Source organism: Diaphorobacter sp. MNS-0, assembly GCF_019602835.1.
GTDB classification, from domain to species: domain Bacteria; phylum Pseudomonadota; class Gammaproteobacteria; order Burkholderiales; family Burkholderiaceae_C; genus Diaphorobacter; species Diaphorobacter nitroreducens.
The window spans coordinates 321,009-345,018 of record NZ_CP080761.1 but is presented as its reverse complement, the minus strand read 5'-3'; the positions used below and the strand labels follow the sequence as shown (position 1 = coordinate 345,018).

Below are 24,010 nucleotides of genomic sequence, written 5' to 3'. Positions count from 1 at the left end.
CCTCAGCCCTTGGCCTGGCCGAGCAGCGTAGCGGCGTCGCTCACCTCGAACTTGCCCGGCGCCTCGACGTTCAGGGCAACCACCTTGCCGTCCTTGACCAGCATGGAATAGCGGTTGCTGCGCAGGCCCAGGCCCTTGCCGTTCAAGTCCAGCGTCAGACCGGTGGCCTTGGCGAAGGCGGCGTCGCCGTCCGCCAGCATGCGCACCTTGCCATCGGTCTTCTGGTCGCGCGCCCACGCGCCCATCACGAAGGCATCGTTCACCGACAGGCACCAGATCTCATCCACGCCGGCAGCCTTCAGGGCGCCCGCCTGCTCCACGTAGCCGGGTACGTGCTTGGCCGAGCAGGTGGGTGTGAAGGCGCCCGGCACCGCGAACAGCGCAATCGTCTTGCCCGCGGCGGCCTTTTGCACATCCACCGGGTTCGGGCCGAGGCTGCAGCCATTGCCCTCGACTTCCGAGTACTCCATCAGTGTGATGGCGGGCAGCGTGTCGCCGACTTGGATCATGAGAATCTCCTTGCTGGGTTGGAGGGCCCCGGCAGGATCTGCGGGCCCCAAAAAGAAAAACGACCCACATTGTGGGTCGTTTCTCGGAGGCGCGCAGACGGCGTCTGCGAAGGCTTAGAGCAGCCCGGCCTTTTGCACCAGGCGCGTGGCCACCCAGTTCTTGGTCTTGGAGAGCGGACGGCTCTCCGTGATCTCGATGGTGTCGCCCATCTTGTACTCGCCATTCTCATCATGGGCGTGGTACTTGCTCGACTTGATCATGATCTTGTCGTAGATGGGGTGCTTCACACGGCGCTCGACCAGCACGGTCACGGTCTTTGCACGCTTGTCGCTGACCACCTTGCCAACCAAGGTGCGCTTGAGGGATTTTTTAGCTTCCGTCATGTCGGCTCCTTACTTGGCGGCTTGCTTTTCAGCAAGAATGGTCTTGGCGCGGGCGATGTCGCGGCGCGTGGCCTTCAGCGTGGCAGTGTTGCCCAGCTGTTGCGTGGCCTTTTGCATGCGCAGGCCGAAATGGGCCTTTTGCAGCGATTTGATTTCGGCTTCCAGGCCGGCCACGTCTTTTTGGCGGAGTTCAGCAGATTTCGTCATGTTGATTTCTCCTTAGGCGCCAATCTGACGGGCAACGAACGTGGTGCGCAGCGGCAGCTTGGCGGCAGCCAGGCGGAACGCTTCGCGGGCCAGTTCTTCGGGCACGCCAACGATCTCGAACACCACCTTGCCGGGCTGAATCTCAGCCACGTAGTACTCGGGGTTGCCCTTACCGTTACCCATACGCACTTCAGCGGGCTTGGTAGAGATCGGCTTGTCGGGGAACACGCGGATCCAGATACGGCCACCACGCTTGACGTGGCGGGAGATCGCACGGCGTGCGGCCTCGATCTGGCGGGCCGTCAGACGGCCACGATCCGTGCACTTCAGGCCGAAGTCACCGAAAGCTACCGAATTGCCACGTGTGGCAACGCCGGTGTTGCGGCCTTTTTGTTCCTTACGGAACTTGCGGCGAGCAGGTTGCAGCATGTTTATTCTCCTTTACCGTCCGCCGCTGCGGCAGCGGGCGCGCTCTTGACGCGCTTAACGGAATCGCCACCAGCGCCGGCGGGCTTGTCGCTACCGTCGGCAGGGGCTGCATTGGTGCCCATCGGGCGGCGGCCACCACGGCCTGCACCGGCGCGGTCGCCAGGGCGGCCATCGCCACGACCGTCACGACGGGGACCGCGGGGGCGACGCTCTTCTTCAGGGCGCGGCGTTTCTGCGGCTGGCAGGTCGTTACGACCCAGTGTGTCGCCCTTGTAGACCCACACCTTCACGCCGATCACACCGTAGGTGGTCTTGGCTTCGGAGGTGCCGTAGTCGATGTCGGCGCGCAGGGTGTGCAGCGGCACGCGGCCTTCGCGGTACCACTCGGTACGCGCGATTTCGATGCCGTTCAGACGGCCCGAGGACATGATCTTGATGCCCTGGGCGCCCAGGCGCATCGCGTTCTGCATCGCGCGCTTCATGGCGCGGCGGAACTGGATGCGCTTTTCGAGCTGCTGGGTGATCGAGTCGGCGATCAGCTTGGCATCGATTTCGGGCTTGCGCACTTCCTCGATGTTCACGGCCACCGGCACGCCCAGGCGCGTGGCGAGTTCCTTCTTCAGGTTCTCGATGTCCTCGCCCTTCTTGCCGATCACCACACCCGGACGTGCCGAGAAGATCGTGATACGGGCGTTCTTGGCAGGACGCTCGATCAGGATGCGCGACACGGCGGCGTTCTTCAGCTTGGCCTTCAGGTACTCGCGCACCTTGATGTCTTCGGCCAGCATGCCGGCGAAGTCACGGTTGCTGGCATACCAACGGCTGGCCCAGTTGCGGCTGACCGATAGGCGAAAGCCGGTAGGATGGATTTTCTGTCCCATATTCGTTCCTATTGGCCTTAGTTACCCACGGTCACGTAGATGTGGCACGTAGGCTTGCTGATACGGTTGCCGCGGCCCTTGGCGCGCGCGGTGAAGCGCTTGAGCGTGGTGCCTTGCTCGACGAAGATGGTCTTGACCTTCAGGTCGTCGATGTCGGCGCCGTCGTTGTGCTCGGCGTTGGCGATGGCGGACTCCAGCACCTTCTTGACGATCACGGCAGCTTTTTTCTGCGTGAAGGCCAGGATGTTCAGGGCTTGGTCCACTTTCTTGCCGCGGATCAGGTCAGCGACCAGGCGACCCTTGTCCACCGACAGACGGACGCCCCGGAGGACTGCACGTGTTTCAGACATGGTCGTTCCTTACTTCTTCTGGACTTTTTTGTCCGCGGGGTGACCCTTGAAGGTGCGCGTCAGGGCGAATTCGCCCAGCTTGTGGCCCACCATCTGGTCGGTGACATAAACCGGCACGTGCTGCTTGCCGTTGTGCACGGCAATGGTCAGACCGATGAACTCGGGCAGAACCATGGAGCGACGCGACCAGGTCTTGACTGGCTTCTTGTCCTTGGTAGCAATGGCCTTTTCGACCTTGGCGACCAGGTGATGGTCAACAAACGGACCCTTTTTGAGAGAACGAGTCATTTGCTAGCCCTTACTTCTTGCGACGCGACACAATCATCACTTGTGTGCGCTTGTTGTTGCGGGTGCGGTAGCCCTTCGTCAGGTTGCCCCATGGGTCAACAGCATGACGGCCCTCGCCGGTACGGCCCTCACCACCACCGTGCGGGTGGTCGATCGGGTTCATGGCAACGCCACGCACCGTGGGACGGATACCCATCCAACGCTTCACACCGGCCTTGCCCAGTTGGCGCAGGCTGTGCTCTTCGTTGGCGACTTCGCCGATCGTGGCGCGGCACTCGATGTGGATCTTGCGCACTTCGCCCGAACGCATACGCACCTGGGCGTACACGCCTTCGCGGGCCAGCAGCGTGGCCGACGTACCAGCGGAGCGGGCGATCTGCGCACCGGCACCGGGCTTGAGCTCGATGCAGTGGATGGTCGAGCCCACGGGGATGTTGCGGATCGGCAGCGTGTTACCGACGCGGATCGGCGCCTCGGAGCCGCTGACGATCGTGGCGCCCACTTCCAGGTTGCGCGGAGCAATGATGTAGCGGCGCTCGCCGTCGGCGTAGCACACCAGGGCGATGTGGGCCGTACGGTTCGGGTCGTACTCGATGCGCTCCACCTTGGCAGGGATGGCATCCTTGTTGCGACGGAAGTCCACCACGCGGTAGTGGTGCTTGTGGCCACCGCCCTTGTGACGGGTGGTGATGTGACCGTTGTTGTTGCGGCCGGCCTTCTGGAACTGGGGTTCCAGCAGACCTGCAAACGCTTCACCCTTGTACAGGTGGTCACGCGAGATCTTCACCGCGCCGCGCTGGCCCGGGGAAGTCGGTTTGATCTTGATAACGGCCATGGTTTACGCAGCCTCCCCGGACAGGTTCAGCTCTTGACCTTCCTTCAGCAGCACATAGGCCTTGCGCACGTTATCGCGGCGGCCCATGGTCTTGCCAAAGCGCTTGGTCTTGCCTTTGGTGTTCACCACAGAAACGCCCTTCACCTCCACCTTGAACATGAGTTCCACGGCGGCCTTGATCTCGGGCTTGGTTGCGTTCTGCAGCACCTTGAACGTCACAGCGTTGGACTTCTCGGCAACCATGGTGGCCTTTTCGGACACGATGGGAGCGACCAACACTTGCATCAGACGACCTTCGTCAAACTTGAGCGTGCTCATGCGAACATCTCCTTGAGTTTGTCGATCGCGCCCTTGGTGACGAGCACTTTCTTGTAGTGCACCAGCGACACGGGATCTGCATAACGCGGCTCGGTCACGAACACGTTCTTCAGATTGCGGGATGCCAGGTACAGGTTTTCGTCCACTTCATCGGCGATCACCATCACCGATTGCAGGTTCATGGCCTTGAACTTGTCGGCCAGGACCTTGGTCTTGGGTGTATCAAGCTTCAGGGAGTCCACCACAGCCAGACGGCCTTCACGGGCCAGCTGCGACAGAATGGAAGCCATGCCAGCGCGGTACATCTTCTTGTTGATCTTCTGCGAGAAGTTTTCTTCAGGCAGGTTCGGGAAGATGCGACCGCCCCCACGCCACAGAGGCGAGGAGGTCATACCGGCACGTGCATTGCCAGTACCTTTTTGCTTGAAAGGCTTCTTGGTCGAGTGCTTGACCTGCTCGCGGTCCTTCTGGGCGCGCGTGCCTTGACGGGCGTTGGCCTGGTAAGCGACGACGATCTGATGGATCAGGTCTTCGTTGTACTGACGGTCGAACACGGTCTCGGGCACATCCACCTTGGACGCCGCCTGGCCCTGTTCATTCAGGAGTTCGAGCTGCATTAGTTCGCTCCTTTGGAAGCTTGCGCCTTGACAGCCGGACGCACCGTGACGAACCCACCCTTGGAGCCCGGAACAGCGCCCTTGATCAAGAGCAGTTGGCGTGCTTCGTCGATGCGAACCACGTCGAGGTTTTGCGTCGTGACGGTGACATCACCGAGGTGACCCGTCATCTTCTTGCCAGGGAACACACGACCCGGATCCTGCGCCATACCGATGGAACCAGGAACGTTGTGCGAACGGCTGTTACCGTGCGAGGCGCGCTGCGAACCGAAGTTGTGGCGCTTGATCGTGCCGGCGAAGCCCTTACCGATCGAGGTGCCCTGCACGTCGACCTTCTGGCCCACGGCGAACACATCAGCCACGGGCACAGCAGCGCCAGCGGCGTACTTGCCTGCGACTTCGGGGGTCACGCGGAATTCACGGATGATTTCACCGGCTTCAACACCCGCCTTGGCGAGGTGGCCAGCTTCAGGCTTGGTCACGCGAGATGCCTTGCGCGAACCGAACGTGACCTGCAGGGACACGTAGCCATCGTTCTCTTGGGTTTTCACCTGGGTCACGCGGTTGTTGGACACATCCACCACCGTGACGGGCACTGCGTCCCCGTCATCGGTGAACAGACGCATCATGCCCACCTTGCGGCCCAGCAACCCGAGGGAGTTGCTCAGACTCATTGGTTGTTCTCCAAAACTTCCGCCGCCCCGACTTCAATTGGCCAGAACGTTTGCACGACGGGCGCTGGCCTCGACGGCTTGCACCTATGTGCGCGAAAGAAGGTTGATAAAACTCCGCATCACGCATCCAAAATTGGACGCAAAAACGCGAAGCCGCAAAGTATAACGCGGACTGCTTTTACAAGCAAGTCCGCGTTGGGGGTGCCCGGTCCTCAGCGAGGACCGGGACGAAGCAAGCAACAGGAAGGGATTACTGGAGCTTGATTTCGACGTCCACGCCAGCCGGCAAGTCCAGCTTCATCAGGGCGTCCACCGTCTTGTCCGTGGGATCGACGATGTCCATCAGGCGCTGGTGCGTGCGGATTTCGAACTGGTCGCGGCTGGTCTTGTTGACGTGCGGCGAACGCAGGATGTCGAAGCGCTTCATGCGCGTCGGCAGGGGCACGGGGCCCTTGACGATGGCGCCGGTACGCTTGGCGGTGTCAACGATCTCGGCTGCAGACTGATCGATCAGCTTGTAGTCGAATGCCTTCAGGCGGATGCGGATCTTTTGCTTGGACATTGTGTATTCCTTCAGTGCTTTGCTGGATTACGCAATGATCTTGGCAACGACGCCGGCGCCCACGGTACGACCGCCTTCGCGGATAGCGAAGCGCAGGCCTTCTTCCATGGCGATGGGGTTGATCAGCTTCACAGTGATCGACACGTTGTCGCCGGGCATCACCATTTCCTTGTCGGCCGGCAGCTCGATGGAGCCGGTCACGTCGGTGGTGCGGAAGTAGAACTGGGGACGGTAGTTGTTGAAGAAGGGCGTGTGACGGCCGCCTTCATCCTTGCTCAGCACGTACACCTCAGCCGTGAAGTGGGTGTGGGGCTTGATGGAGCCGGGCTTGCACAGCACTTGGCCGCGCTCGACGTCTTCGCGCTTGGTGCCGCGCAGCAGCAGGCCCACGTTGTCGCCAGCCTGGCCCTGGTCCAGCAGCTTGCGGAACATTTCCACGCCGGTGACGGTGGTCTTTTGCGTGTCGCGGATACCGACGATTTCGATTTCTTCGCCGACCTTGATGATGCCGCGCTCGACGCGGCCGGTCACCACGGTGCCGCGGCCGGAGATGGAGAACACGTCTTCCACGGGCATCAGGAAGGCGCCGTCCACGGCGCGCTCAGGCGTGGGGATGTAGGTGTCCAGGGCTTCGGCCAGGCGCAGGATGGCGGGCTCGCCCTTGTCGGACTGGTCACCTTCCAGGGCCAGCTTGGCGGAGCCGCGGATGATGGGGGTGTCGTCGCCGGGGAAGTCGTACTTGTCCAGCAATTCACGCACTTCCATCTCGACCAGCTCGAGCAGTTCCTCGTCGTCGACCATGTCGCACTTGTTCAGGAACACGATGATGTAGGGCACGCCCACCTGACGGGCCAGCAGGATGTGCTCGCGCGTCTGGGGCATCGGGCCGTCAGCGGCCGAGCACACCAGGATGGCGCCGTCCATCTGAGCGGCGCCGGTGATCATGTTCTTGACGTAGTCGGCGTGGCCGGGGCAGTCGACGTGGGCGTAGTGGCGGGTGGCCGTTTCGTATTCCACGTGCGAGGTGTTGATCGTGATGCCGCGCGCCTTTTCTTCAGGGGCGTTGTCGATCTGGTCGTAGCCCTTGGCTTCGCCGCCGAACTTCTTGGACAGCACCGTGGCGATGGCCGCCGTCAGCGTCGTCTTGCCATGGTCCACGTGACCGATCGTGCCCACGTTCACGTGGGGCTTGGTACGTTCAAACTTACCTTTTGCCATTTTCGAACTCCAAAAGAGCAATGCCTGTGTGAGGGTTTAACGTCTGCATCCGGTTGCTGGTTCGGCCCGCACAGTGCAACAGGACGGCACCGGATCGCAGATTGCAAGAAACTTGCTAGAAAAACAGGAGCTGCCTGCGCTTGATGGACAAGCGTTAGCAGCTCTTTTGCTTATATGCCCGGCTTACTTGGCGCGAGCCGCAACGATGGCTTCGGACACGTTGCGCGGTGCTTCGGCGTAGTGCTTGAACTCCATCGTGTACGTCGCGCGACCTTGCGTCATGGAGCGCAGCTGCGTGGCGTAGCCGAACATCTCGGACAGCGGGACTTCGGCCTTGATGGCCTTGCCGCCGCCGACCATGTCGTCCATGCCCTGCACCATGCCACGACGGCTGGACAGGTCACCCATCACGGTGCCAGCGTAGTCCTCGGGCGTCTCGACTTCCACGGCCATCATGGGCTCGAGGATGACGGGGTTGGCCTTGCGAGCCGCTTCCTTGAAGCCGAAGATGGCGGCCATCTTGAACGCCTGCTCGGACGAGTCCACGTCGTGGTACGAACCGAAGGTCAGGCGCACCTTGACGTCCACCACGGGGTAACCCGCCAGCACGCCGGAGGTCAGCGCTTCTTCCACACCCTTCTGCACCGCAGGGATGTATTCGCGAGGAACCACGCCGCCCTTGATTTCGTCGACGAACTCGAAGCCCTTGCCGGCTTCTTGCGGCTCCAGCGTGAACACCACGTGGCCGTACTGACCCTTACCACCGGATTGGCGCACGAACTTGCCATCCACATCGGTGACGGTCTTGCGCACGGTTTCGCGGTAGGCCACCTGGGGCTTGCCCACGTTGGCTTCCACGTTGAACTCGCGCTTCATGCGGTCCACGATGATTTCCAGGTGCAGCTCGCCCATGCCGGCGATGATGGTCTGGCCCGATTCTTCGTCGGTGCGCACGCGGAACGACGGGTCTTCGGAGGCCAGGCGCGACAGGGCAATACCCATCTTTTCCTGGTCAGCCTTGGACTTGGGCTCGACGGCCTGTGCGATCACAGGCTCGGGGAACACCATTTTTTCCAGCACGATGGGCGATTCGATATCGCACAGCGTGTCACCGGTGGTCACGTCCTTCAAGCCCACGCAGGCAGCGATGTCGCCAGCGCGAATTTCCTCGATTTCCTGGCGTTCATTGGCGTGCATCTGCACGATACGGCCGATACGCTCCTTCTTGCCCTTCACGGCGTTGAACACGGTGTCACCCTTGGTCAGGACGCCCGAGTACACGCGCACGAAAGTCAGCTGGCCCACGAACGGGTCAGTCATCAGCTTGAATGCCAGGGCCGAGAATTTCTCGTTGTCGTCGGCCTTGCGCGACAGCTTCTTCTCTTCGTCGTCGGGATCGGTACCGGCCACGTCAGGGATGTCCACGGGCGAGGGCAGCAGATCCAGCACGGCGTCGAGCATGCGCTGCACGCCCTTGTTCTTGAACGCGGAGCCGCACAGCATGGGCTGGATTTCCGTGGCGATGGTGCGCTGGCGCAGGCCGCCGATGATCTCGGCCTCGGACAGGTCGCCCTCTTCCAGGTACTTGTTCATCAGCTCTTCGCTGGCTTCGGCGGCGGCTTCCACCATGTTCTCGCGCCACTTCTTGCAGGTGTCGACGAGCTCGGCGGGGATCTCGCCGTATTCGAACTTCATGCCTTGCGAGGCCTCGTCCCAGATGATGGCCTTCATCTTCAGCAGGTCGACCACGCCCTGGAAGTTGTCTTCCGCACCGATCGGCACCACGATGGGCACAGGGTTGGCCTTCAGGCGCAGCTTCATCTGATCGTAGACCTTGAAGAAGTTGGCACCGGTGCGGTCCATCTTGTTCACAAAGGCCAGGCGCGGCACCTTGTGCTTGTTGGCCTGGCGCCATACGGTTTCGGACTGGGGCTGCACGCCACCCACGGCGCAGTACACCATAACGGCGCCGTCCAGCACGCGCATGGAACGCTCCACCTCGATGGTGAAGTCCACGTGGCCGGGGGTGTCGATGATGTTGATGCGGTGCTCAGGGCGGGACAGGTCCATGCCCTTCCAGAAGCAGGTCACGGCGGACGAGGTGATCGTGATGCCGCGCTCTTGCTCTTGCTCCATCCAGTCGGTGGTGGCTGCGCCGTCGTGCACTTCGCCCAGCTTGTGGGTCACGCCCGTGTAGAACAGGATACGCTCGGACGTCGTGGTTTTGCCAGCGTCGATGTGTGCGGAGATACCGATATTGCGGTAGCGCTCAAGGGGTGTTTTGCGAGCCATGATGAATCCTTGGTTGATCGCTTGGGTTTCGGAGCCGCACGCTGCGCGCGACTATTGTCTTAAGGGCCTCCATCAACACAAGGCCGCAGCGCGCTTGTGCACGCCTGCGGCCTTTATCGTGATCAGAGATGAACCCTTGATGACTTCCGTCTGGTTTAGAAGCGGAAGTGGCTGAAGGCCTTGTTGGCTTCGGCCATGCGGTGCACTTCGTCACGACGCTTCATGGCGCCACCACGGCCTTCGGTGGCTTCCATCAGCTCGTTGGCCAGGCGTTGGGCCATGGACTTCTCGCCACGCTTGCGGGCGGCTTCCTTGATCCAGCGCATCGACAGGGCCAGACGGCGCACGGGACGCACTTCCACGGGCACCTGGTAGTTCGCACCGCCCACACGGCGGGACTTCACTTCGACCATCGGCTTCACGTTGTTGATGGCCGTGACGAACACTTCCAGAGCATCCTTTTCAGGCTGCTTCTGGGAGATCAGATCCAGGGCGCCATAAATGATGCGCTCTGCAACTGCTTTCTTGCCGCCTTCCATGATCACGTTCATGAATTTGGACAGCTCGACATTGCCGAACTTGGGATCCGGCAGGATTTCACGTTTGGGGACTTCGCGACGACGTGGCATTTTTTACCTCTATCTTTGCTTCAGTTGGCACCGTTCCCGGCACCGCGAGAGCCATTCAGGACTCCCACTTACTCGACCCGCGCAGAACACCTGCGTTTAGGGTCACTACGCTGTGTCACCGCGCCACGCGGGAACAGCACCGAAAAATCTCAGACCGAAAGGTCCAAGGCTTACTTGGCCTTGGGCTTCTTCGCGCCGTACTTGGAGCGGGCCTGCTTGCGATCCTTGACGCCTTGCAGGTCAAGCGAACCGCGCACGATGTGGTAACGCACACCGGGCAAGTCCTTCACACGACCGCCGCGCACCAGCACCACGCTGTGCTCTTGCAGGTTGTGGCCTTCACCGCCGATGTAGGAGATCACCTCGAAACCGTTGGTCAGGCGCACCTTGGCGACCTTACGCAGAGCGGAGTTTGGCTTCTTCGGCGTCGTGGTGTACACACGGGTGCACACGCCACGGCGCTGGGGGCAGTTTTCCATAGCAGGGCTTTTGGATTTGACAACTTCGACCGTGCGGCCCTGACGCACGAGTTGGTTAATGGTTGGCATTAATACGTCCCTAAACGTGAATTGCTATAAAAAGCGAAAACGTGAAACCCTTCGGAAATTCCGAAAAGCCTTCTAATGTACCAGTTTGGGAGCGGACAGGCAATCCGGGGACGATGAACCCCCGGCTGAGCCGCCTCCAAAGCGTGGCGATTACTTGATCCAGAGGCGAATGGCGTCCCAGGCACGGCCGAAGATGCCGGCCTGTGCCACATCCTCCAGCGCCACCAAGGGCACCTCGGCCACCTGCTGCTCACCCAGCTTCACCTTCAGCGTGCCGATGGCCTGACCCTTGGTGAAGGGCGCGACCAGCGGGTCCTTGCGCACGATCTCGGTCGTGACCTTGCCCGCGCTGCCTGAAGGCACGGTGATCACGATGGCTTCGGGGCGGCCGATCTTGAGGGTGCTCTGCGTGCCCTTCCACACGGCGGGCGTGGCGGCAGCCTGGCCAGCGTCGAACAGCTTCACCGAATCGAACGCCGTGTAGCCCCAGTTCAGCAGCTTCTGGCTCTCGTTGGCGCGGGCGTTCTCGCTCGCGGCCCCCAGCACGATGGACAGCAGGCGGCGCTGCCCCACATTGGGAAACTCGCGCTTGGACGTGGCGACCAGGCAATAGCCCGCGGCGGCGGTATGGCCGGTCTTCAGGCCGTCCACCGATGGATCGCGGAACAGCAGCATGTTGCGGTTGTTGCTGTTGGAGGCGGGCGTGCCCTCGTAGCGGTACTGCTTGGTCGAGTAGTAGTGCATGTACTCGGGGAAGTCCTGCATCAGCCGGGTGGCCAGCGTGGCCAGGTCGCGCGCGGTGGTGGTGTGGCCAGGCTCGGTCAACCCCTCGGGGTTCTTGTAGGCGGTGTTCGTCATGCCCAGCGCCTTGGCCTGCTCGTTCATCAGGCGCACGAAGTTTTCCACCGTACCGCCCACACCTTCGGCCAGGGCCACGGTGGCGTCGTTACCCGACTGCACGATCATGCCCTTGAGCAGGTCGTCCACCGGAACCTGCATCTTGGGATCGATGAACATGCGCGAACCCGGCATCTTCCAGGCGCGCTCGCTCACCGGCAGGCGCTGCTCCAGAGTGATCTTCTTGGCGCGCAGTGCGTCAAAGACCAGATAGCCCGTCATGAGCTTGGTCAGCGAAGCCTGCTCCACCGGCGCGTCGATGTCCTTGGTCGCCAGCACCTGGCCGGCCGTCACGTCCACCAGCATGTAATTGCGGGCGGCGATCTCCGGCGGTTGGGGCACCTGCGCCCAGAGGATGGCGGGGGCCATCAAGGCGGCGCAGGCAAAGGTTCGCAGGGAGGACAAAAGAGACTTCATGGTGGGAACAGGCACTCGGGAAACGGGAGAAGAAACGGCCCGACCGCATGGCCGGGACAAGAGAAATGGTGCCGAGCCGTCAGGGCGCGGATTGCAGGTGGCGCATGACCAGGCCCTTGAGCAGCGGCAATTGTCCGTGAAAGAAATGACCGCCCCCAGGCACAACCGTAACCGGCAGTGTCTGCGGGCGCGCCCAATCCATCACTGCGGACAGGGGCACGGTGTCATCGGCTTCGCCGTGCACGACCAGGGTGCGCAGATGGGCCTCGGCGGGTACGTCGGCCACCTTGAAACGGCTGGCCGCCGTGCCCACGAGCACGGCGCGCTCCACTGGGCGCTCGGGCCACAGCCGCGCCAGCGCGTAGCTGGTGACGAAGGCGCCGAAGGAAAAACCCGCGAGGGCAATCGGCACGGCGCCAGGCCCCTCGGGCGCCACCTGGCGGACGACGGCCAGCAGATCCTCCAGTTCACCGCGCCCTTCGTCATGCACGCCAGCGGTACCACCGACGCCGCGGAAGTTGAAACGCACGGCCGTCCAGCCGCAGGCCACGAAGGCCCGCGCCACGGTCTGCACCACCTTGTTGTCCATGGTGCCGCCGAAGAGCGGGTGGGGATGGGCGATCACCGCCACGCCGCGCGGCGGTACGCCGTCGGCCGCGGCATCGCGCGCAGCCTCGATGGCGCCCGCGGCGCCCGCGAGGGTCAGGCGTTCGGTCTGGGCATTCACGTTGCTATCCAATCAAGAGCTGCCCGCGCTGGATGGGAAAGCGCTGGAGCCCAAAACACTACAAAGAGGATAGTGAGCGCAAATCAGCGGCCAAGTTCCGGCGGCGTGAGCAAGCGCTCGACCACCACGCCGTTCTTGAGGTGAGACTCCACGATCTCGTCGATGTCACTCTCATCCACGTAGGTGTACCAAGTCCCTTCGGGATAGACCACGGCGATGGGGCCGCCGGCGCAGCGGTCCAGGCAGCCCGCCTTGTTCACGCGCACCTTGCCGGGGCCCATCAGGCCTTGCTGCTTGACCAGCATCTTGCAGCGGTCAAACGCCTGCTGGGCGCCATGGTGGGCGCAGCAGTTCTCGCCGTTCGTGCGCTCGTTCAGGCAAAAGAAGATGTGGCGCTGGTAGTACTGGGGGGTGGTGTCGCTCATGACACGATTCTAGGAGTCGCCATCGCGGCGCGACACCCGCAATACCACATAGGCGAGTGCCCCATAGGGCCAGAGCCAGCCCAGCCACTGCCCCAGGCCGTAGAAGCGGATGAAGCGCCCCTGCTCCCAGGCCTGAAGCGTCTGTGCGAAGTAGGCGCTGGTGGGCGCCTGGTTGAGCAGGTTCAGGTGCAGCATCAGCGCCAGCAGCAGCAACGCCGCGCAGCCGCGCCGCGGCACGGCCGCCATCGCCAGGACCGCCCCCAGGGCAACGAGCACGCCCATGCGAGCCGGCAGCGTGAGCCACTCCCAGGCGTGCGTGGGCCCGTAGCTCAGCAGCGACGATAGCGCCGTCACGCCCACGCCCACGGCGGCCGTCGCCAGTGCGAAGGCCATGCGGCGCCCCGCATGGCGCATGACGCAGTAGCCCAGCAGGCAGGGGATCAGCAGCCCCAACGCGACGGCCATGAGCTCGGCGCCCGGCGACAGGGGCTCCAGCGGCGCCTCGCGCACGGGCAGCCACTGCAGAAACGGCGTGTCCTGCAGCGCGTCGATGAGCGCGGCCTCCAGCCGCTCCCACATCTGCCCCAGGCCAAAGGGCAGCGCCGCCGGGAACAGCAGGGCCCAGGGCCACAGCGCCAGTAGCACCAGCGCGCCGCGCGCATGCGGAACGAACCAGCGCTCGCGAAAGCGGCTCCAGCGCGCGATGGCCCCGAAGCGCTCCAGCAGCGCGGCCGCCAACGCTCCCAGCAGCGCACCGGTCGCGTTGAGCGCGAAGTCCATGTTGGACGGCACCCGCCGCGGCAGGAAGATCTGCAGGTATTCCATGCCCAGCGACAGCAGCGCACCCGCCAGTGCCGCCAACGGCACGGCCGCGCGCGGCCAGCCAGAACGCAGGCCCGCCAGGGCCAGCAGGAACCCCAGCGGGGCATAGCCCGCGATGTTCATGTTGACGTCGAACCAGGTCCAGTACGGCGGCGGGATGCGCGCCGAGAAGAACACCCAGGGCGAGATTCCCTGCTCGCGCCACCCGTCGAACGGGAACAGGCTGGCGAAGACGATCAGCGCCGCGTAGATGAGCGCCAGAGGCCAGGCGGACGTCTTGTGCATGCCCTCTCAATCACCTCGTGCCGTGGCCACTGCCGCCCGCCGCGCGGCGCCCCCATTGCAAGGGAACGAAGCCGGGCAACGCTGCAGCCGCTGCATCTCAGAACGGCTTGACGACCACCAACACCACGGCGACCAGCAGCAGCAGCACCGGCACCTCGTTGAACCAGCGGAACCAGCGGTGGCTGTGCTGGTCCGCGTTGGAAGTCAGCCTGCGCAGCAGTACGGCGCAGGCGTGGTGGTAGCCCACCACCAGCAGCACCACGGCCAGTTTGGCGTGCAACCAGCCGTTGCCCGGCCCCTTGCCGATGCCGTAGCCCAGCCACAGCCACAGGCCCAGCGCGATGGCGGGGACCGACAGCAGCGTGGTGAAGCGCAGCAGCTTGCGCGCCATGAGCAGCAGGCGCTCCCGCTCGGCCACCGACCCGGGCGCCACCATGGCCAGGTTGACGAAGATCCGCGGCAGGTAAAACAGGCCAGCAAACCAGCTGGCGACGAAGACGATGTGAAAAGCTTTGACCCAGAGCATCGGCGCAGTGTACGTGGCGGTGCCGGCGCTGCATGACCCGGTCGGGACCCGGAACCGCCATGAGGCAAAAAAAATGCCCGGAAATCCGGGCGGAAAACCCCGCCGCGTCGCAGGCAGCGGGGCCCGCTCAGGGAGGTGAAGCGGGGGGCGGAGGGGCCGCCCGGGGCCAATGTAGCACCCACCGCCAGGGTGCGCAAGATGGAGCGTCCGCTAGGGACGGTTCGGCGCCGTTGCCTGGCGCGCGGAGTCGTCCGCCGCCTCGCCCGCGCCGTCGCCCGCTTCTTCACCCAGCGTCTGTGTCAGCGCCACGCGCAAGGCGCGGGCCATCTGCTGCGCATCCGGCGCACGGGCACTGAGTTCGGCGCACGAAACGGTGCGCGCGCGCAGTGCAGCTTCGTCGCCCTGCTGGTCCAGCGCCTGGCACAGCAACGCCCAGTCCGGGGGCGTGACCAGGGTGCCCGCCACCAGCAGCACGCCGGCGCGCTGGCGCCGCTGGGCCAGGCCGACCAGCTTGCGGCCGGCCACATCCACCACTTCCCACGGTGCAAGGCTGCCGTAGCAGGCCCAGGGCACCACCGGCCCGCCGCGGACGTTGGCAGCGGCAACCTGATCGGGCGGCAGCGCCCGCGCCGCCACACCCCACGGAGCCAGTACCTGCGCATGCAGTTGGCCCAGCCCCTGGTAGCTGTCGGGCAGGCGGCCCTGCACCCAGGGGTGCGATGGCGGCAGCACCACCGAACAACTCACCATCCACGGGCCGCACAGCACCGCACCACCGCCCGACGGGCGCTGCAACAACTCCATGCCGAGCGCCAGGCGCGCGCGTGCCCCGTCCAGATAGGCGCGCTGCGAGCAGCCCAGCACCACCGCGGGCGTTTCGTAAGTCCACACGCGCCAATAGGGCCGCGTCACTGCGGTTTGCATGTACCGCTGGTTCCAGCGGTGCTCCTGTGCTGCGGTGGTGATGGCGCACTCCTGGCGAGATGGCAAGTGGCACAGGCTACCACCAGCGGCCACGGGCAGGCCCGCGCAAGGATGAGCGCAGGGGTGGAGCCCGGCATGGGAGTGAAGGACAATCGACGCCATGCATCTGTCCAGCCCCACCCCCTTTCCCGCCAATCGCCCGCGCCGCCTGCGCCGCGATGCATTCACCCGCAACCTGGTGCGTGAGACCGTGCTCACGCCGCACGACTTCATCTATCCGGTGTTCGTGCACGAGGGCACCCACCTGCGCGTGCCCGTGGCCTCCATGCCCGGCGTGGAGCGCCTGAGCCTGGACCTCCTGCTGCCCGTGGCCGAGGAATGCGTGAAGCTTGGCATCCCGGTGCTCGCGCTGTTTCCGTCGATCGATGCGGCGCTCAAGACGCCCGATGGCAAGGAGGCGCTCAACCCCGACGGGCTGATCCCGCGCGTGGTGCGCAGGCTCAAGGCCGAGTTCCCCGACTTGGGCGTGATGACCGACGTGGCGCTGGACCCCTACACCAGCCACGGCCAGGACGGCCTGCTGGACGACACCGGCTACATCCTGAACGACGAGACCGTGGAACTGCTGGTAGGCCAGGCCCTGACCCATGCCCAGGCCGGCGTGGACATGGTCGCGCCCAGCGACATGATGGACGGGCGCATCGGCGCCATCCGCGAGGCGCTGGAGGCCCACGGCCAGATCTACACCCGCATCATGGCCTACAGCGCCAAGTACGCCAGCGCCTTCTACGGCCCGTTCCGCGACGCGGTGGGCTCGGCCGCCAACCTGGGGCGCAGCAACAAGAACGTCTACCAGATGGACCCGGCCAACACCGACGAGGCCCTGCGCGAGGTCGCGCTGGACCTGGCCGAGGGCGCCGACATGGTCATGGTCAAGCCCGGCATGCCCTACCTGGACGTGGTGCGCCGCGTGAAGGACGAGTTCAAGGTGCCCACCTTCGCCTACCAGGTCAGCGGCGAGTACGCCATGCTCAAGGCCGCCGCCGCCAATGGCTGGCTGGACCATGACAAGGTGATGATGGAGTCGCTGCTGGCCTTCAAGCGCGCGGGCGCCGACGGCGTGCTGACCTACTTCGCGCTGGATGCCGCGCGTTTGCTATTAAAACAATAGCTGTTTGCGCTTGATCCATAAGCGCTGGAGGCCGATTTGACCACAACCCCGCAGGCGATCCGCATCTTCCACCTGCAGCCCGGCGCCCAAGCGCAGGAACTGCCCGAGCTGCCCACCCAGCCGCCCGCGCGGGGCTTTTACTGGATCGCCTGCACACGTGCGGCATTCAGCACCGAACTGCCGCGCCTGCAGGGCGTGCTGCAGGCGCTCACGGGCCAGCAGCTGGTGGACCTGCACGTGTCCGATCTGCTCAACGCCCAGCTGCCCTCGCATTACGACTACACCTCGCAGTACGACATGCTGGTGGTGCGTCGCCTGAGCGCATCGCTTGCCCCCGCGGCCGCCCCGCTCATGCCGGCGGCGGCGCGCGGCGGCCCGCCCGTACTGCGGCGCATCGACACCAGCCCCGTGGGCTTCGCGGTGTTCGACCAGGTGCTGCTGTCGGTGCACCCGGCCGACTGCTCCGTGCGCGATGCCTACGCGGCGCGCCTGATCACCCCGCCGGCTCCGACGACGACGCCCCCGCCCGAGGCGCCCAACGGCAACGCGCCGCCCGCCACGCCCGCCGAAGCCGTGGTGCGTGAACTGCGCACCGGCCCTGTGGCCGGCACGCGCCTGCCCGCCAGCCCGGCCGACCTCATGCTGCGCATGGTCAACCAGATCGTGGACAACTACCTGGACCTGCGCCGCGAGCTGTCGCGCCAGCTCGACCACTGGCAGGCCGAGCTGCTGCAGCCGCGCACACGCTTCAACAACTGGCGCGCCCTGATGGACGCGCGCCTGACCCTGCACCAGCTCGACGAGATCTGCGAAGACCAGCGTGCCGCCGTGCAGGCCTGGTGCGCGGTGCTGGAGACCTGGGCCCCCTCGTCGGACACGCCGGCGGCCCTGCGCGAGCTGGACCTGCTCAAGGTGCGCAGCCGCGACGTGCTGGAGCACATCGAGCGCGTGGTGCACCACGTGCGCCGGCTGGAGCAAAGCACCGAGGCCACGGTGCAGATGCACTTCTCGGCGCAGAGCAACCGCACCAACGACATCATGCGCACGCTCACGGCGCTCACCGCCGTGTTCCTGCCGCTGAACCTGATCGCCGGCATCTTCGGCATGAACTTCGAGTTCATCCCCTTGGTGCACAAGCAGGACGGCTTCTGGTGGGCCATGGGCAGCATGACCGCCACCGCCATCGGACTCACCCTGTTCTTCTGGCGCAAGCGCTACCTGGCCCGCACCGGCCAAGGCTGACCCCTTCCCCGCACGCACGGCTGCACGGCCACGCCGTCCCGGTTTCCAGCAGGGTTTTGTTTTCCTGCTTTGACAATAATTGATCAGTCAACTATTGACACGGCATGAATTCGCCTTCCATTCCGCCCCCCCTGTCAGCGGATGCCGCCTGCCCGCTGTCCGACCCCGAGCTGCCGGTGCCGTTCGAGATCGAGCGCAGCATCGGCTTTCAGATGCGGCGCATCACCACCCTGCTGGGGTATGAGGTGGAGCGCCGCATGGAGCCCCTGGGCCTGACCGACGCGCAGTGGAAACCCCTGCTGCGCCTGCTGCTGGACCCGCCCGGCACCGCCGCGGCCCTGGCGCGCATGTGCCACCTGGACGCGGGCGGCCTCACGCGCCTGCTGGACCGGCTGGAGGCCAAGGGCCTGTGCCAGCGCGAGCGATCGCAGGAAGACCGCCGCGTGGTGCATGTCGCGCTCACGCCAGAGGGCCAGGCCGTCGCCGCCCAGCTGCCCGCCCTCCTGGGCGAGGTGCAGGACCAGCTGCTGCAGGGTTTCTCCGCCGAGGAAGAGGCGCAGTTGCGCGACTTCCTGAAACGCATCTACGCCAACGTACGCCCTCCAGAAGGCGGGCCATAGGCGCCAGTGCCTGGGCCTTGCAGCCCGCCCCGTTTGCCCTTTGCCGAGAGACCACAACATGAAAAACCACCTCTCACCCTCCAGCGCCCCGGCGCTCACTCCTCCGACCGCGCCCCGCGGCAGTGCGCTGCTGTATGGCGCCACGCTGGCCGTCGCGCTGCTGGCCCTGCCTCTGCTGTCGGGCTGCGCCGACATGGCGGGTATCGACTCCCATGCCCGGATGCGCGACCCTGCCTCCCTGGGCCTGGCCGCTGCGCCCTCATCCGGCGCAGATGCTGCTGTGCAGCCGCAGACTGCGGTCTCCGCCGACTGGTGGCGCAGCTTTGGCGATGCGCAGCTGGATGCGCTCATCACCCAGGCCTTGCAAGGCAACCCCGGGCTGCAGCAGGCCGCCGCCCGCATCGCGCGCGCCGAGGCCTTTGCCGACACCGCCCGCGCGGCCCAGAGCCCGCAGGTCAACGGCAGCCTGGACGCCACGCGCCAGCGCTACAGCGCCAACGGACCCTACCCCCCCGGCCAGGCCGGCGCCATTCGTAGCGTGGAAACCGCCCGCCTGTCGGGCAGCTGGGAGCTGGACTTCTTCGGCAAACACCGTGCCGCCCTCGCCGCCGCACTGGGCGAGGCCCAGGCCGCGCGCGCCGACGCCGAGGCCGCGCGCCTGCTGCTCGCGAGCCGCGTGGCGCAGGGCTACTTCCAGCTGGCACGCTTGCAGGCCCAGCGCGCCGTGGCCGAGCGCACGCTGCAGCAGCGCACCGAAATGCTGCAACTGGTGCAGCGGCGCGTGCAGGCCGGGCTGGACACCCAGCTGGAGCTGCGCCAAAGCGAAGGCGCCCTGCCCGAAGCGCGCCAGCAGATCGAGGCGCTGCGCGAGCAGGAAGCCCTGGCACGCAACGCGCTGGGCGCGCTGATTGCAGACCCCCAGACGGCCCAGACGCTGACCCCACAAGCGCTGGCAGCTATCCATTTTTCAGAAACCCCCGCCGCCGTGCCGGCCGACCTGCTGGGCCGCCGCCCCGACGTGGCGGCCGCGCGCTGGCGCGTGGAAGCCGCCACCCAGGACATGGGCGTGGCGCGGGCGCAGTTCTATCCCAACGTGAGCCTGACCGCCTTCGTGGGCCTGGCCAGCGTGGGGCTGGACCGTTTCATCGAGGCCGGCAGCCGTGAATGGGGCGTGGGCCCGGCGCTGCGACTGCCGATCTTCGATGCCGGCCGCCTGCGCGCCAACCTGCGCGGCAAGGCGGCCGACCGGGACGCCGCCGTCGAAAGCTACAACGCCGCCCTGCTGGAAGCGGTGCGCGACGCAGCCGACCAGCTGGCCAGCAGCAGCTCGATCGCACGGCAGATCGCGGAGCAGCGCCAGGCCGGCGAATCCGCGCAGGCCGCCTATGGCATTGCGCGGCGCCGCTATGAGGCCGGCCTGGGCACCTACCTGCAAGTGCTGTCGGCCGAAAGCCAGGTGCTGGCCCAGCGCCGCCTGGCCGTGGACCTGGCCGCGCGGCGGCTGGACAACCAGGTGGGCGTGATGCGCGCCCTGGGCGGAGGCTATGCGGCCACGCCGCCGCCCACGGCGCAAGCCCCGCAAGCGGCCCCCACGGTGGCGGCCGCCCGCTGAATTCGCCCCCTCCCCCTTTTTTGCCCTTGTCCACCATGACCGCAACTCCCTCCACCCCTTCCACCGCGTCGAAGGCTTCCCGCCGCAAGGCGCTGTTCACCCTGGCCGGCGTCGTCGTGCTCGCCGGCTGCGCCTGGGGCCTGTACGACTGGCTGGTCGCCAGCCACTATGAGCACACCGACAACGCCTACGTGCAGGGCAACGTCATCCAGATCACGCCGCAGACCGGCGGCACGGTGATGTCCATCCTGGCCGACGACACCGACTTCGTGCGCGCCGGCGCCGCGCTGGTGCAGTTGGACCCGGCCGACGCGCGCGTGGCGCTGCAGCAGGCCGAGGCCAACCTGGCGCAGGCCGTGCGGCAGACACGCACGCTGTACGCCAACAACAGCGCCCTGGCCGCGCAGGTGCGCCTGCGCGAGGCCGAGGCCGCACGCGCCCAGGCCGAGATCGCGCGCGCCGAGGACGACCTGCGCCGCCGCCAGGCCCTGACCGGCGAGGGCGCCGTCTCGCAGGAGGAACTGCGCCACGCGCAGAGCCAGCTGCAGACCGCGCGCACGCAGTTGGCCGCTGCGCAGGCAGGCGTGGCCGCCGCGCGCGAGCAGCTCGCCAGCAACCAGTCGCTCACCCAGGGCGTGGCCGTGGCGCAGCACCCCAGCGTGCAGGCCGCAGCCGCCAAGGTGCGCGAGGCCTACCTGGCCGATCGCCGCACCGCCCTGCCCGCACCCGTGGACGGCTACGTTGCGCGGCGCACGGTACAGCTGGGCCAGCGCGTGGCCGCGGGCACGCCGCTGATGACCATCGTGCCGCTGCGCGAGGTCTGGGTGGACGCCAATTTCAAGGAGAACCAGCTGCGCAACCTGCGCCTGGGCCAGCGCGCCACGCTCGTCGCCGACCTTTACGGCAAGAAGGTGGAATACACCGGCACCGTGGCCGGGTTGGGCGTGGGCACGGGCGCTGCCTTCGCGCTGCTGCCGGCGCAGAACGCCACCGGCAACTGGATCAAGGTGGTGCAGCGGGTGCCCGTGCGCATCGCGCTGGATGCCGGGCAGCTGGCCGAGCACCCGCTGCGCGTGGGCCTGTCGATGAACGTGAGCGTGGACACGCAGGACCGCAGCGGCCCCGCGCTGGCCGATGCGCCGCGCAAGGAAGCGGTGGCCAGCACGGCCGTGTACGACGCGCTGGACAAGGGCGCCGATGCCGACGTGGCGCGCATCATCCGCGCCAACCTGGGCACGCTCTGAGCCGACGCGCATGACCGCACCCGCACACACACCGCCGCTGCCGCCGCCACCCCTCACGGGCAGCGCCCGGCTGTGGGGCACGCTGGCCCTGTCGGCGGCCACCTTCATGAACGTGCTGGACACGTCGATCGCCAACGTGTCCCTGCCCGCCATCGCGGGCGACCTGGGCGTGAGCCCCACCCAGGGCACCTGGGTGATCACCAGCTTTGCCGTGGCCAACGCCATCGCGGTGCCGCTCACGGGCTGGCTGTCGCAGCGCTTCGGGCAGGTGCGCCTGTTCGTGGCGAGCGTGGCGCTGTTCGTGATCGCGTCGCTGCTGTGCGGCCTGGCGCCCAACATGGCGCTGCTCATCGCCGCGCGCGCGCTGCAGGGCTTCGTGGCGGGGCCGATGATCCCGTTGTCGCAGTCGCTGCTGCTGTCCAGCTACCCGCGCGCGCTGGCGGGGTTGGCCATGGCCATGTGGTCCATGACCACGCTGATCGCGCCGGTCATGGGGCCGCTGCTGGGCGGTTGGATCACCGACAACATGACCTGGCCGTGGATCTTCTACATCAACGTGCCCGTGGGCATTGCCGCCGTGGTGGTCACCTGGGGCATCTTCCACCAGCGCGAAACCGAGCGGCGCGCGCTGCCCATCGACTCCATCGGCCTCGCGCTGCTCGTGATCTGGGTGGGTGCCATGCAGGTCATGCTGGACATCGGCAAGGAGCACGACTGGTTCGAGTCGCCCTGGGTGGTGGCCTGCGGCCTGGTCGCGCTCGTGGGCCTGGTGGCCTTCGTGGTCTGGGAGCGTGGCGAGGACCACCCCGTGGTGGACCTGGCGCTGTTTCGCATCCGCAATTTCTGGGCCGGTGCGCTGGCCACCTCCGTGGGCTACGGCCTGTTCTTCGGCAACGTGGTGCTGCTGCCGCTGTGGCTGCAGCAGTACATGGGCTACACCGCCACGCAGGCCGGCGAGGTGATGGCGCCCGTGGGGCTGCTGGCCATGGTGCTGTCGCCCCTGGTGGGCAAGAACATCGCCAAGGTGGACCCGCGCCGCTTTGCCACGCTGGCCTTCCTGGTGTTTGCGCTGGTGCTGTGGATGCGCTCCAATTTCAACACCCAGGCAGATTTGGCCACCATCATGGTGCCCACCATCATCCAAGGCGTGGCGATGGCGTTCTTCTTCATCCCGCTGGTCACGATCACGCTGTCGGGCATTGCGCCCGACCGCATCCCGGCGGCCTCGGGGCTGTCGAACTTCATGCGCATCACGGCCGGCGCGGTGGGTACGTCCGTCACCACCACGCTGTGGGAGCGGCGCGCCAGCCTGCACCATGCCCAGCTGACCGAAGGCCTGCACCAGGGCCACCTGCCCTTCACGCAGGCGCTGCAGGGCCTGCAGGCCGGGGGTCTCACGCCCGAGCAGGCACTGGCCCAGGTGGAGCGGCTGGTGAACCAGCAGGCCTTCATGCTCGCGGCCAACGACATCTTCTATGCCTCGGCCCTGCTGTTCCTGCTGCTGATCCCACTGGTGTGGCTGGCCCACCCCACGCGCGCTGCCAGCGGCAGCGCCGACGCCGCGGCCGGTGCGCATTGAGCGGCGATGTCGATGCGAAAACGCTATCAATAATCTAGCTGCTAGCGCTTACCAGGTGGGCGCTAGCAGTGATTTTCTCTATAAATCTCAGCCGACGTGCCGTGCCAGGAAGGCGAGCGTGCGGTCGCGCGCGGTCATAGCGGCGGCCTCGTCGTAGCTGGCGCGCTGGTCACAGTTGAAGCCGTGGTCCGCCGCGTACACGTGCACCTGCGCCTCGGGGTGCGCGCGGGCAAAGGCCTGCACGCTGTCCAGCGGGATCCACTGGTCGCGCTCGCCAAAGTGCGCCAGCACCGGCACGCGCGGCTGGCGCGCCACCTCGGCGGGCGTGGTCATGCCGCCGCCGTAGTAGGGCACGGCCGCGGACAGCCCCTGCAGCATGCAGGCCGCGCGCCAGGTGAGCAGCCCGCCCCAGCAAAAGCCCACCACGCCGACCTTGCAGTCGCTGTGCCGCGCGGCATAGTCGATGGCGGCCTGGATGTCGGGCATCACGCCCGGCGCGGGCAACCCCTCCACGGCGGCCTTGAGTGCCCGGCCGGCCTTCATGTCGGCATCGCTGTAGCCCAGGTCCACGCCCTTTTGCACCCGCGCGAAGGTGGACGGCGCCACCGCCAGGTAGCCGCGCATGGCCAGCCGGTCGGTCACGGCGCGGATGTGGGCGTTGACGCCGAAGATCTCCTGCAGCACCACCACCGCGCCGCGCGGCGCGCCGTCGGTGCGCGCCACCCAGGCGGGGGCCGTGAATCCGTCGCTGGCGGTAAGGTCCACCCACTGTCCCATG

29 protein-coding genes are annotated in these 24,010 nt (G+C 66.1%); 6 read left to right on the top strand and 23 right to left on the bottom strand.

What is annotated here, in order from left to right:
* Positions 1 to 2: 2 nt before the first annotated feature.
* From K2L43_RS01645 to K2L43_RS01540, 22 genes are all read right to left on the bottom strand, one after another.
* Entirely contained in the window at positions 3 to 509 is a 507-nt protein-coding gene (locus K2L43_RS01645) for a peroxiredoxin (protein WP_041835851.1), read from the bottom strand.
* Positions 510 to 623: 114 nt separating this feature from the next.
* Positions 624 to 893, bottom strand: coding sequence for a 30S ribosomal protein S17 (rpsQ, locus tag K2L43_RS01640; protein WP_011803751.1), 270 nt, complete (start codon positions 891 to 893; stop codon positions 624 to 626).
* A 9-nt stretch (positions 894 to 902) separates the two neighbouring features.
* Entirely contained in the window at positions 903 to 1,100 is a 198-nt protein-coding gene (gene rpmC, locus K2L43_RS01635) for a 50S ribosomal protein L29 (protein ID WP_011803750.1), read from the bottom strand.
* Positions 1,101 to 1,112: 12 nt separating this feature from the next.
* Positions 1,113 to 1,529 carry a 50S ribosomal protein L16 gene (gene rplP / locus K2L43_RS01630; protein ID WP_011803749.1) on the bottom strand — a complete coding sequence of 139 codons (417 nt, stop codon included), beginning with the start codon at positions 1,527 to 1,529 and terminating at the stop codon, positions 1,113 to 1,115.
* 2 nt (positions 1,530 to 1,531) lie between these two features.
* On the bottom strand, positions 1,532 to 2,410 hold the full coding sequence (rpsC, locus tag K2L43_RS01625) for a 30S ribosomal protein S3 (protein WP_220638373.1): 879 nt from the start codon (positions 2,408 to 2,410) through the stop codon (positions 1,532 to 1,534).
* A gap of 17 nt (positions 2,411 to 2,427) precedes the next feature.
* Positions 2,428 to 2,760, bottom strand: coding sequence for a 50S ribosomal protein L22 (gene rplV / locus K2L43_RS01620; protein WP_011803747.1), 333 nt, complete (start codon positions 2,758 to 2,760; stop codon positions 2,428 to 2,430).
* A 9-nt stretch (positions 2,761 to 2,769) separates the two neighbouring features.
* Positions 2,770 to 3,048: a 30S ribosomal protein S19 gene (gene rpsS / locus K2L43_RS01615; RefSeq protein WP_011803746.1), complete on the bottom strand. Its 279-nt coding sequence runs from the start codon at positions 3,046 to 3,048 to the stop codon at positions 2,770 to 2,772.
* A 10-nt stretch (positions 3,049 to 3,058) separates the two neighbouring features.
* Entirely contained in the window at positions 3,059 to 3,883 is an 825-nt protein-coding gene (gene rplB / locus K2L43_RS01610) for a 50S ribosomal protein L2 (protein WP_011803745.1), read from the bottom strand.
* 3 nt (positions 3,884 to 3,886) lie between these two features.
* Positions 3,887 to 4,201 (bottom strand): 50S ribosomal protein L23, encoded by a 315-nt coding sequence (gene rplW / locus K2L43_RS01605; protein WP_011803744.1) that lies wholly within the window; start codon positions 4,199 to 4,201, stop codon positions 3,887 to 3,889.
* Positions 4,198 to 4,818, bottom strand: coding sequence for a 50S ribosomal protein L4 (gene rplD / locus K2L43_RS01600; RefSeq protein WP_011803743.1), 621 nt, complete (start codon positions 4,816 to 4,818; stop codon positions 4,198 to 4,200). Before rplD ends, rplW begins: the two co-directional genes overlap by 4 nt.
* Positions 4,818 to 5,492 (bottom strand): 50S ribosomal protein L3, encoded by a 675-nt coding sequence (gene rplC, locus K2L43_RS01595; RefSeq protein ID WP_011803742.1) that lies wholly within the window; start codon positions 5,490 to 5,492, stop codon positions 4,818 to 4,820. Before rplC ends, rplD begins: the two co-directional genes overlap by 1 nt.
* A 250-nt stretch (positions 5,493 to 5,742) precedes the next feature.
* Positions 5,743 to 6,054, bottom strand: a complete 312-nt coding sequence (rpsJ, locus tag K2L43_RS01590; protein WP_003059431.1) for a 30S ribosomal protein S10 — start codon at positions 6,052 to 6,054, stop codon at positions 5,743 to 5,745.
* Positions 6,055 to 6,081: 27 nt separating this feature from the next.
* Complete coding sequence (gene tuf, locus K2L43_RS01585; RefSeq protein ID WP_011806991.1) at positions 6,082 to 7,272, bottom strand: elongation factor Tu; 1,191 nt, start codon at positions 7,270 to 7,272, stop codon at positions 6,082 to 6,084.
* A 183-nt stretch (positions 7,273 to 7,455) separates the two neighbouring features.
* Positions 7,456 to 9,564 (bottom strand): elongation factor G, encoded by a 2,109-nt coding sequence (fusA, locus tag K2L43_RS01580; RefSeq protein ID WP_220638372.1) that lies wholly within the window; start codon positions 9,562 to 9,564, stop codon positions 7,456 to 7,458.
* Between the two features lie 155 nt (positions 9,565 to 9,719).
* A complete protein-coding gene (rpsG, locus tag K2L43_RS01575; RefSeq protein WP_011803739.1) occupies positions 9,720 to 10,193 on the bottom strand; it encodes a 30S ribosomal protein S7 in 474 nt (157 codons plus the stop codon).
* Between the two features lie 170 nt (positions 10,194 to 10,363).
* Positions 10,364 to 10,741, bottom strand: a complete 378-nt coding sequence (gene rpsL, locus K2L43_RS01570) for a 30S ribosomal protein S12 (protein ID WP_003059441.1) — start codon at positions 10,739 to 10,741, stop codon at positions 10,364 to 10,366.
* Positions 10,742 to 10,891: 150 nt separating this feature from the next.
* Positions 10,892 to 12,055: a D-alanyl-D-alanine carboxypeptidase family protein gene (locus tag K2L43_RS01565; RefSeq protein ID WP_012655359.1), complete on the bottom strand. Its 1,164-nt coding sequence runs from the start codon at positions 12,053 to 12,055 to the stop codon at positions 10,892 to 10,894.
* 79 nt (positions 12,056 to 12,134) lie between these two features.
* Positions 12,135 to 12,782, bottom strand: a complete 648-nt coding sequence (locus tag K2L43_RS01560) for an alpha/beta hydrolase (RefSeq protein WP_220638371.1) — start codon at positions 12,780 to 12,782, stop codon at positions 12,135 to 12,137.
* An 83-nt stretch (positions 12,783 to 12,865) separates the two neighbouring features.
* Positions 12,866 to 13,207, bottom strand: coding sequence for a ferredoxin (locus K2L43_RS01555; protein WP_011803736.1), 342 nt, complete (start codon positions 13,205 to 13,207; stop codon positions 12,866 to 12,868).
* A gap of 9 nt (positions 13,208 to 13,216) precedes the next feature.
* On the bottom strand, positions 13,217 to 14,314 hold the full coding sequence (locus K2L43_RS01550) for a VanZ family protein (protein WP_220638370.1): 1,098 nt from the start codon (positions 14,312 to 14,314) through the stop codon (positions 13,217 to 13,219).
* Between the two features lie 97 nt (positions 14,315 to 14,411).
* Positions 14,412 to 14,840, bottom strand: coding sequence for a CopD family protein (locus tag K2L43_RS01545; RefSeq protein WP_047350410.1), 429 nt, complete (start codon positions 14,838 to 14,840; stop codon positions 14,412 to 14,414).
* Positions 14,841 to 15,050: 210 nt separating this feature from the next.
* A complete protein-coding gene (locus K2L43_RS01540) occupies positions 15,051 to 15,830 on the bottom strand; it encodes a ligase (protein ID WP_255580509.1) in 780 nt (259 codons plus the stop codon).
* A 94-nt stretch (positions 15,831 to 15,924) separates the two neighbouring features.
* On the opposite strand from K2L43_RS01540, the gene hemB reads away from it, so the two are divergent.
* The 6 genes from hemB (at position 15,925) to K2L43_RS01510 (ending at position 23,232) form a co-directional block, all read left to right on the top strand.
* Positions 15,925 to 16,935: a porphobilinogen synthase gene (gene hemB / locus K2L43_RS01535; protein WP_220638369.1), complete on the top strand. Its 1,011-nt coding sequence runs from the start codon at positions 15,925 to 15,927 to the stop codon at positions 16,933 to 16,935.
* A gap of 36 nt (positions 16,936 to 16,971) precedes the next feature.
* The gene (locus K2L43_RS01530; RefSeq protein WP_220638368.1) at positions 16,972 to 18,177 is read left to right on the top strand and encodes a magnesium transporter CorA family protein; all 1,206 of its coding nucleotides are present in this window, start codon (positions 16,972 to 16,974) and stop codon (positions 18,175 to 18,177) included.
* 104 nt (positions 18,178 to 18,281) lie between these two features.
* Positions 18,282 to 18,797 carry a MarR family winged helix-turn-helix transcriptional regulator gene (locus tag K2L43_RS01525; protein WP_088887839.1) on the top strand — a complete coding sequence of 172 codons (516 nt, stop codon included), beginning with the start codon at positions 18,282 to 18,284 and terminating at the stop codon, positions 18,795 to 18,797.
* Positions 18,798 to 18,855: 58 nt separating this feature from the next.
* A complete protein-coding gene (locus K2L43_RS01520; RefSeq protein ID WP_220638367.1) occupies positions 18,856 to 20,409 on the top strand; it encodes an efflux transporter outer membrane subunit in 1,554 nt (517 codons plus the stop codon).
* A 35-nt stretch (positions 20,410 to 20,444) separates the two neighbouring features.
* Positions 20,445 to 21,653, top strand: a complete 1,209-nt coding sequence (locus K2L43_RS01515) for an efflux RND transporter periplasmic adaptor subunit (protein ID WP_041836155.1) — start codon at positions 20,445 to 20,447, stop codon at positions 21,651 to 21,653.
* A 10-nt stretch (positions 21,654 to 21,663) separates the two neighbouring features.
* Positions 21,664 to 23,232, top strand: coding sequence for a DHA2 family efflux MFS transporter permease subunit (locus K2L43_RS01510; RefSeq protein WP_220638366.1), 1,569 nt, complete (start codon positions 21,664 to 21,666; stop codon positions 23,230 to 23,232).
* A gap of 87 nt (positions 23,233 to 23,319) precedes the next feature.
* Here the strand turns inward: K2L43_RS01510 and K2L43_RS01505 are convergent, their stop codons facing one another.
* Positions 23,320 to 24,009: a dienelactone hydrolase family protein gene (locus K2L43_RS01505; protein ID WP_011803726.1), complete on the bottom strand. Its 690-nt coding sequence runs from the start codon at positions 24,007 to 24,009 to the stop codon at positions 23,320 to 23,322.
* Position 24,010 lies beyond the last annotated feature (1 nt).

Excerpts from the sequence above, each read along its gene's own strand:
- K2L43_RS01645 (WP_041835851.1), bottom strand. The coding sequence starts at position 509 with ATGATCCAAGTCGGCGACACGCTGCCCGCCATCACACTGATGGAGTAC.
- rpsQ (WP_011803751.1), bottom strand. The coding sequence starts at position 893 with ATGACGGAAGCTAAAAAATCCCTCAAGCGCACCTTGGTTGGCAAGGTG.
- rpmC (WP_011803750.1), bottom strand. The coding sequence starts at position 1,100 with ATGACGAAATCTGCTGAACTCCGCCAAAAAGACGTGGCCGGCCTGGAA.
- rplP (WP_011803749.1), bottom strand. The coding sequence starts at position 1,529 with ATGCTGCAACCTGCTCGCCGCAAGTTCCGTAAGGAACAAAAAGGCCGC.
- rpsC (WP_220638373.1), bottom strand. The coding sequence starts at position 2,410 with ATGGGACAGAAAATCCATCCTACCGGCTTTCGCCTATCGGTCAGCCGC.
- rplV (WP_011803747.1), bottom strand. The coding sequence starts at position 2,760 with ATGTCTGAAACACGTGCAGTCCTCCGGGGCGTCCGTCTGTCGGTGGAC.
- rpsS (WP_011803746.1), bottom strand. The coding sequence starts at position 3,048 with ATGACTCGTTCTCTCAAAAAGGGTCCGTTTGTTGACCATCACCTGGTC.
- rplB (WP_011803745.1), bottom strand. The coding sequence starts at position 3,883 with ATGGCCGTTATCAAGATCAAACCGACTTCCCCGGGCCAGCGCGGCGCG.
- rplW (WP_011803744.1), bottom strand. The coding sequence starts at position 4,201 with ATGAGCACGCTCAAGTTTGACGAAGGTCGTCTGATGCAAGTGTTGGTC.
- rplD (WP_011803743.1), bottom strand. The coding sequence starts at position 4,818 with ATGCAGCTCGAACTCCTGAATGAACAGGGCCAGGCGGCGTCCAAGGTG.
- rplC (WP_011803742.1), bottom strand. The coding sequence starts at position 5,492 with ATGAGTCTGAGCAACTCCCTCGGGTTGCTGGGCCGCAAGGTGGGCATG.
- rpsJ (WP_003059431.1), bottom strand. The coding sequence starts at position 6,054 with ATGTCCAAGCAAAAGATCCGCATCCGCCTGAAGGCATTCGACTACAAG.
- tuf (WP_011806991.1), bottom strand. The coding sequence starts at position 7,272 with ATGGCAAAAGGTAAGTTTGAACGTACCAAGCCCCACGTGAACGTGGGC.
- fusA (WP_220638372.1), bottom strand. The coding sequence starts at position 9,564 with ATGGCTCGCAAAACACCCCTTGAGCGCTACCGCAATATCGGTATCTCC.
- rpsG (WP_011803739.1), bottom strand. The coding sequence starts at position 10,193 with ATGCCACGTCGTCGCGAAGTCCCCAAACGTGAAATCCTGCCGGATCCC.
- rpsL (WP_003059441.1), bottom strand. The coding sequence starts at position 10,741 with ATGCCAACCATTAACCAACTCGTGCGTCAGGGCCGCACGGTCGAAGTT.
- K2L43_RS01565 (WP_012655359.1), bottom strand. The coding sequence starts at position 12,055 with ATGAAGTCTCTTTTGTCCTCCCTGCGAACCTTTGCCTGCGCCGCCTTG.
- K2L43_RS01555 (WP_011803736.1), bottom strand. The coding sequence starts at position 13,207 with ATGAGCGACACCACCCCCCAGTACTACCAGCGCCACATCTTCTTTTGC.
- K2L43_RS01550 (WP_220638370.1), bottom strand. The coding sequence starts at position 14,314 with ATGCACAAGACGTCCGCCTGGCCTCTGGCGCTCATCTACGCGGCGCTG.
- K2L43_RS01545 (WP_047350410.1), bottom strand. The coding sequence starts at position 14,840 with ATGCTCTGGGTCAAAGCTTTTCACATCGTCTTCGTCGCCAGCTGGTTT.
- hemB (WP_220638369.1), top strand. The coding sequence starts at position 15,925 with ATGCATCTGTCCAGCCCCACCCCCTTTCCCGCCAATCGCCCGCGCCGC.
- K2L43_RS01525 (WP_088887839.1), top strand. The coding sequence starts at position 18,282 with ATGAATTCGCCTTCCATTCCGCCCCCCCTGTCAGCGGATGCCGCCTGC.
- K2L43_RS01520 (WP_220638367.1), top strand. The coding sequence starts at position 18,856 with ATGAAAAACCACCTCTCACCCTCCAGCGCCCCGGCGCTCACTCCTCCG.
- K2L43_RS01515 (WP_041836155.1), top strand. The coding sequence starts at position 20,445 with ATGACCGCAACTCCCTCCACCCCTTCCACCGCGTCGAAGGCTTCCCGC.
- K2L43_RS01510 (WP_220638366.1), top strand. The coding sequence starts at position 21,664 with ATGACCGCACCCGCACACACACCGCCGCTGCCGCCGCCACCCCTCACG.
- K2L43_RS01505 (WP_011803726.1), bottom strand. The coding sequence starts at position 24,009 with ATGGGACAGTGGGTGGACCTTACCGCCAGCGACGGATTCACGGCCCCC.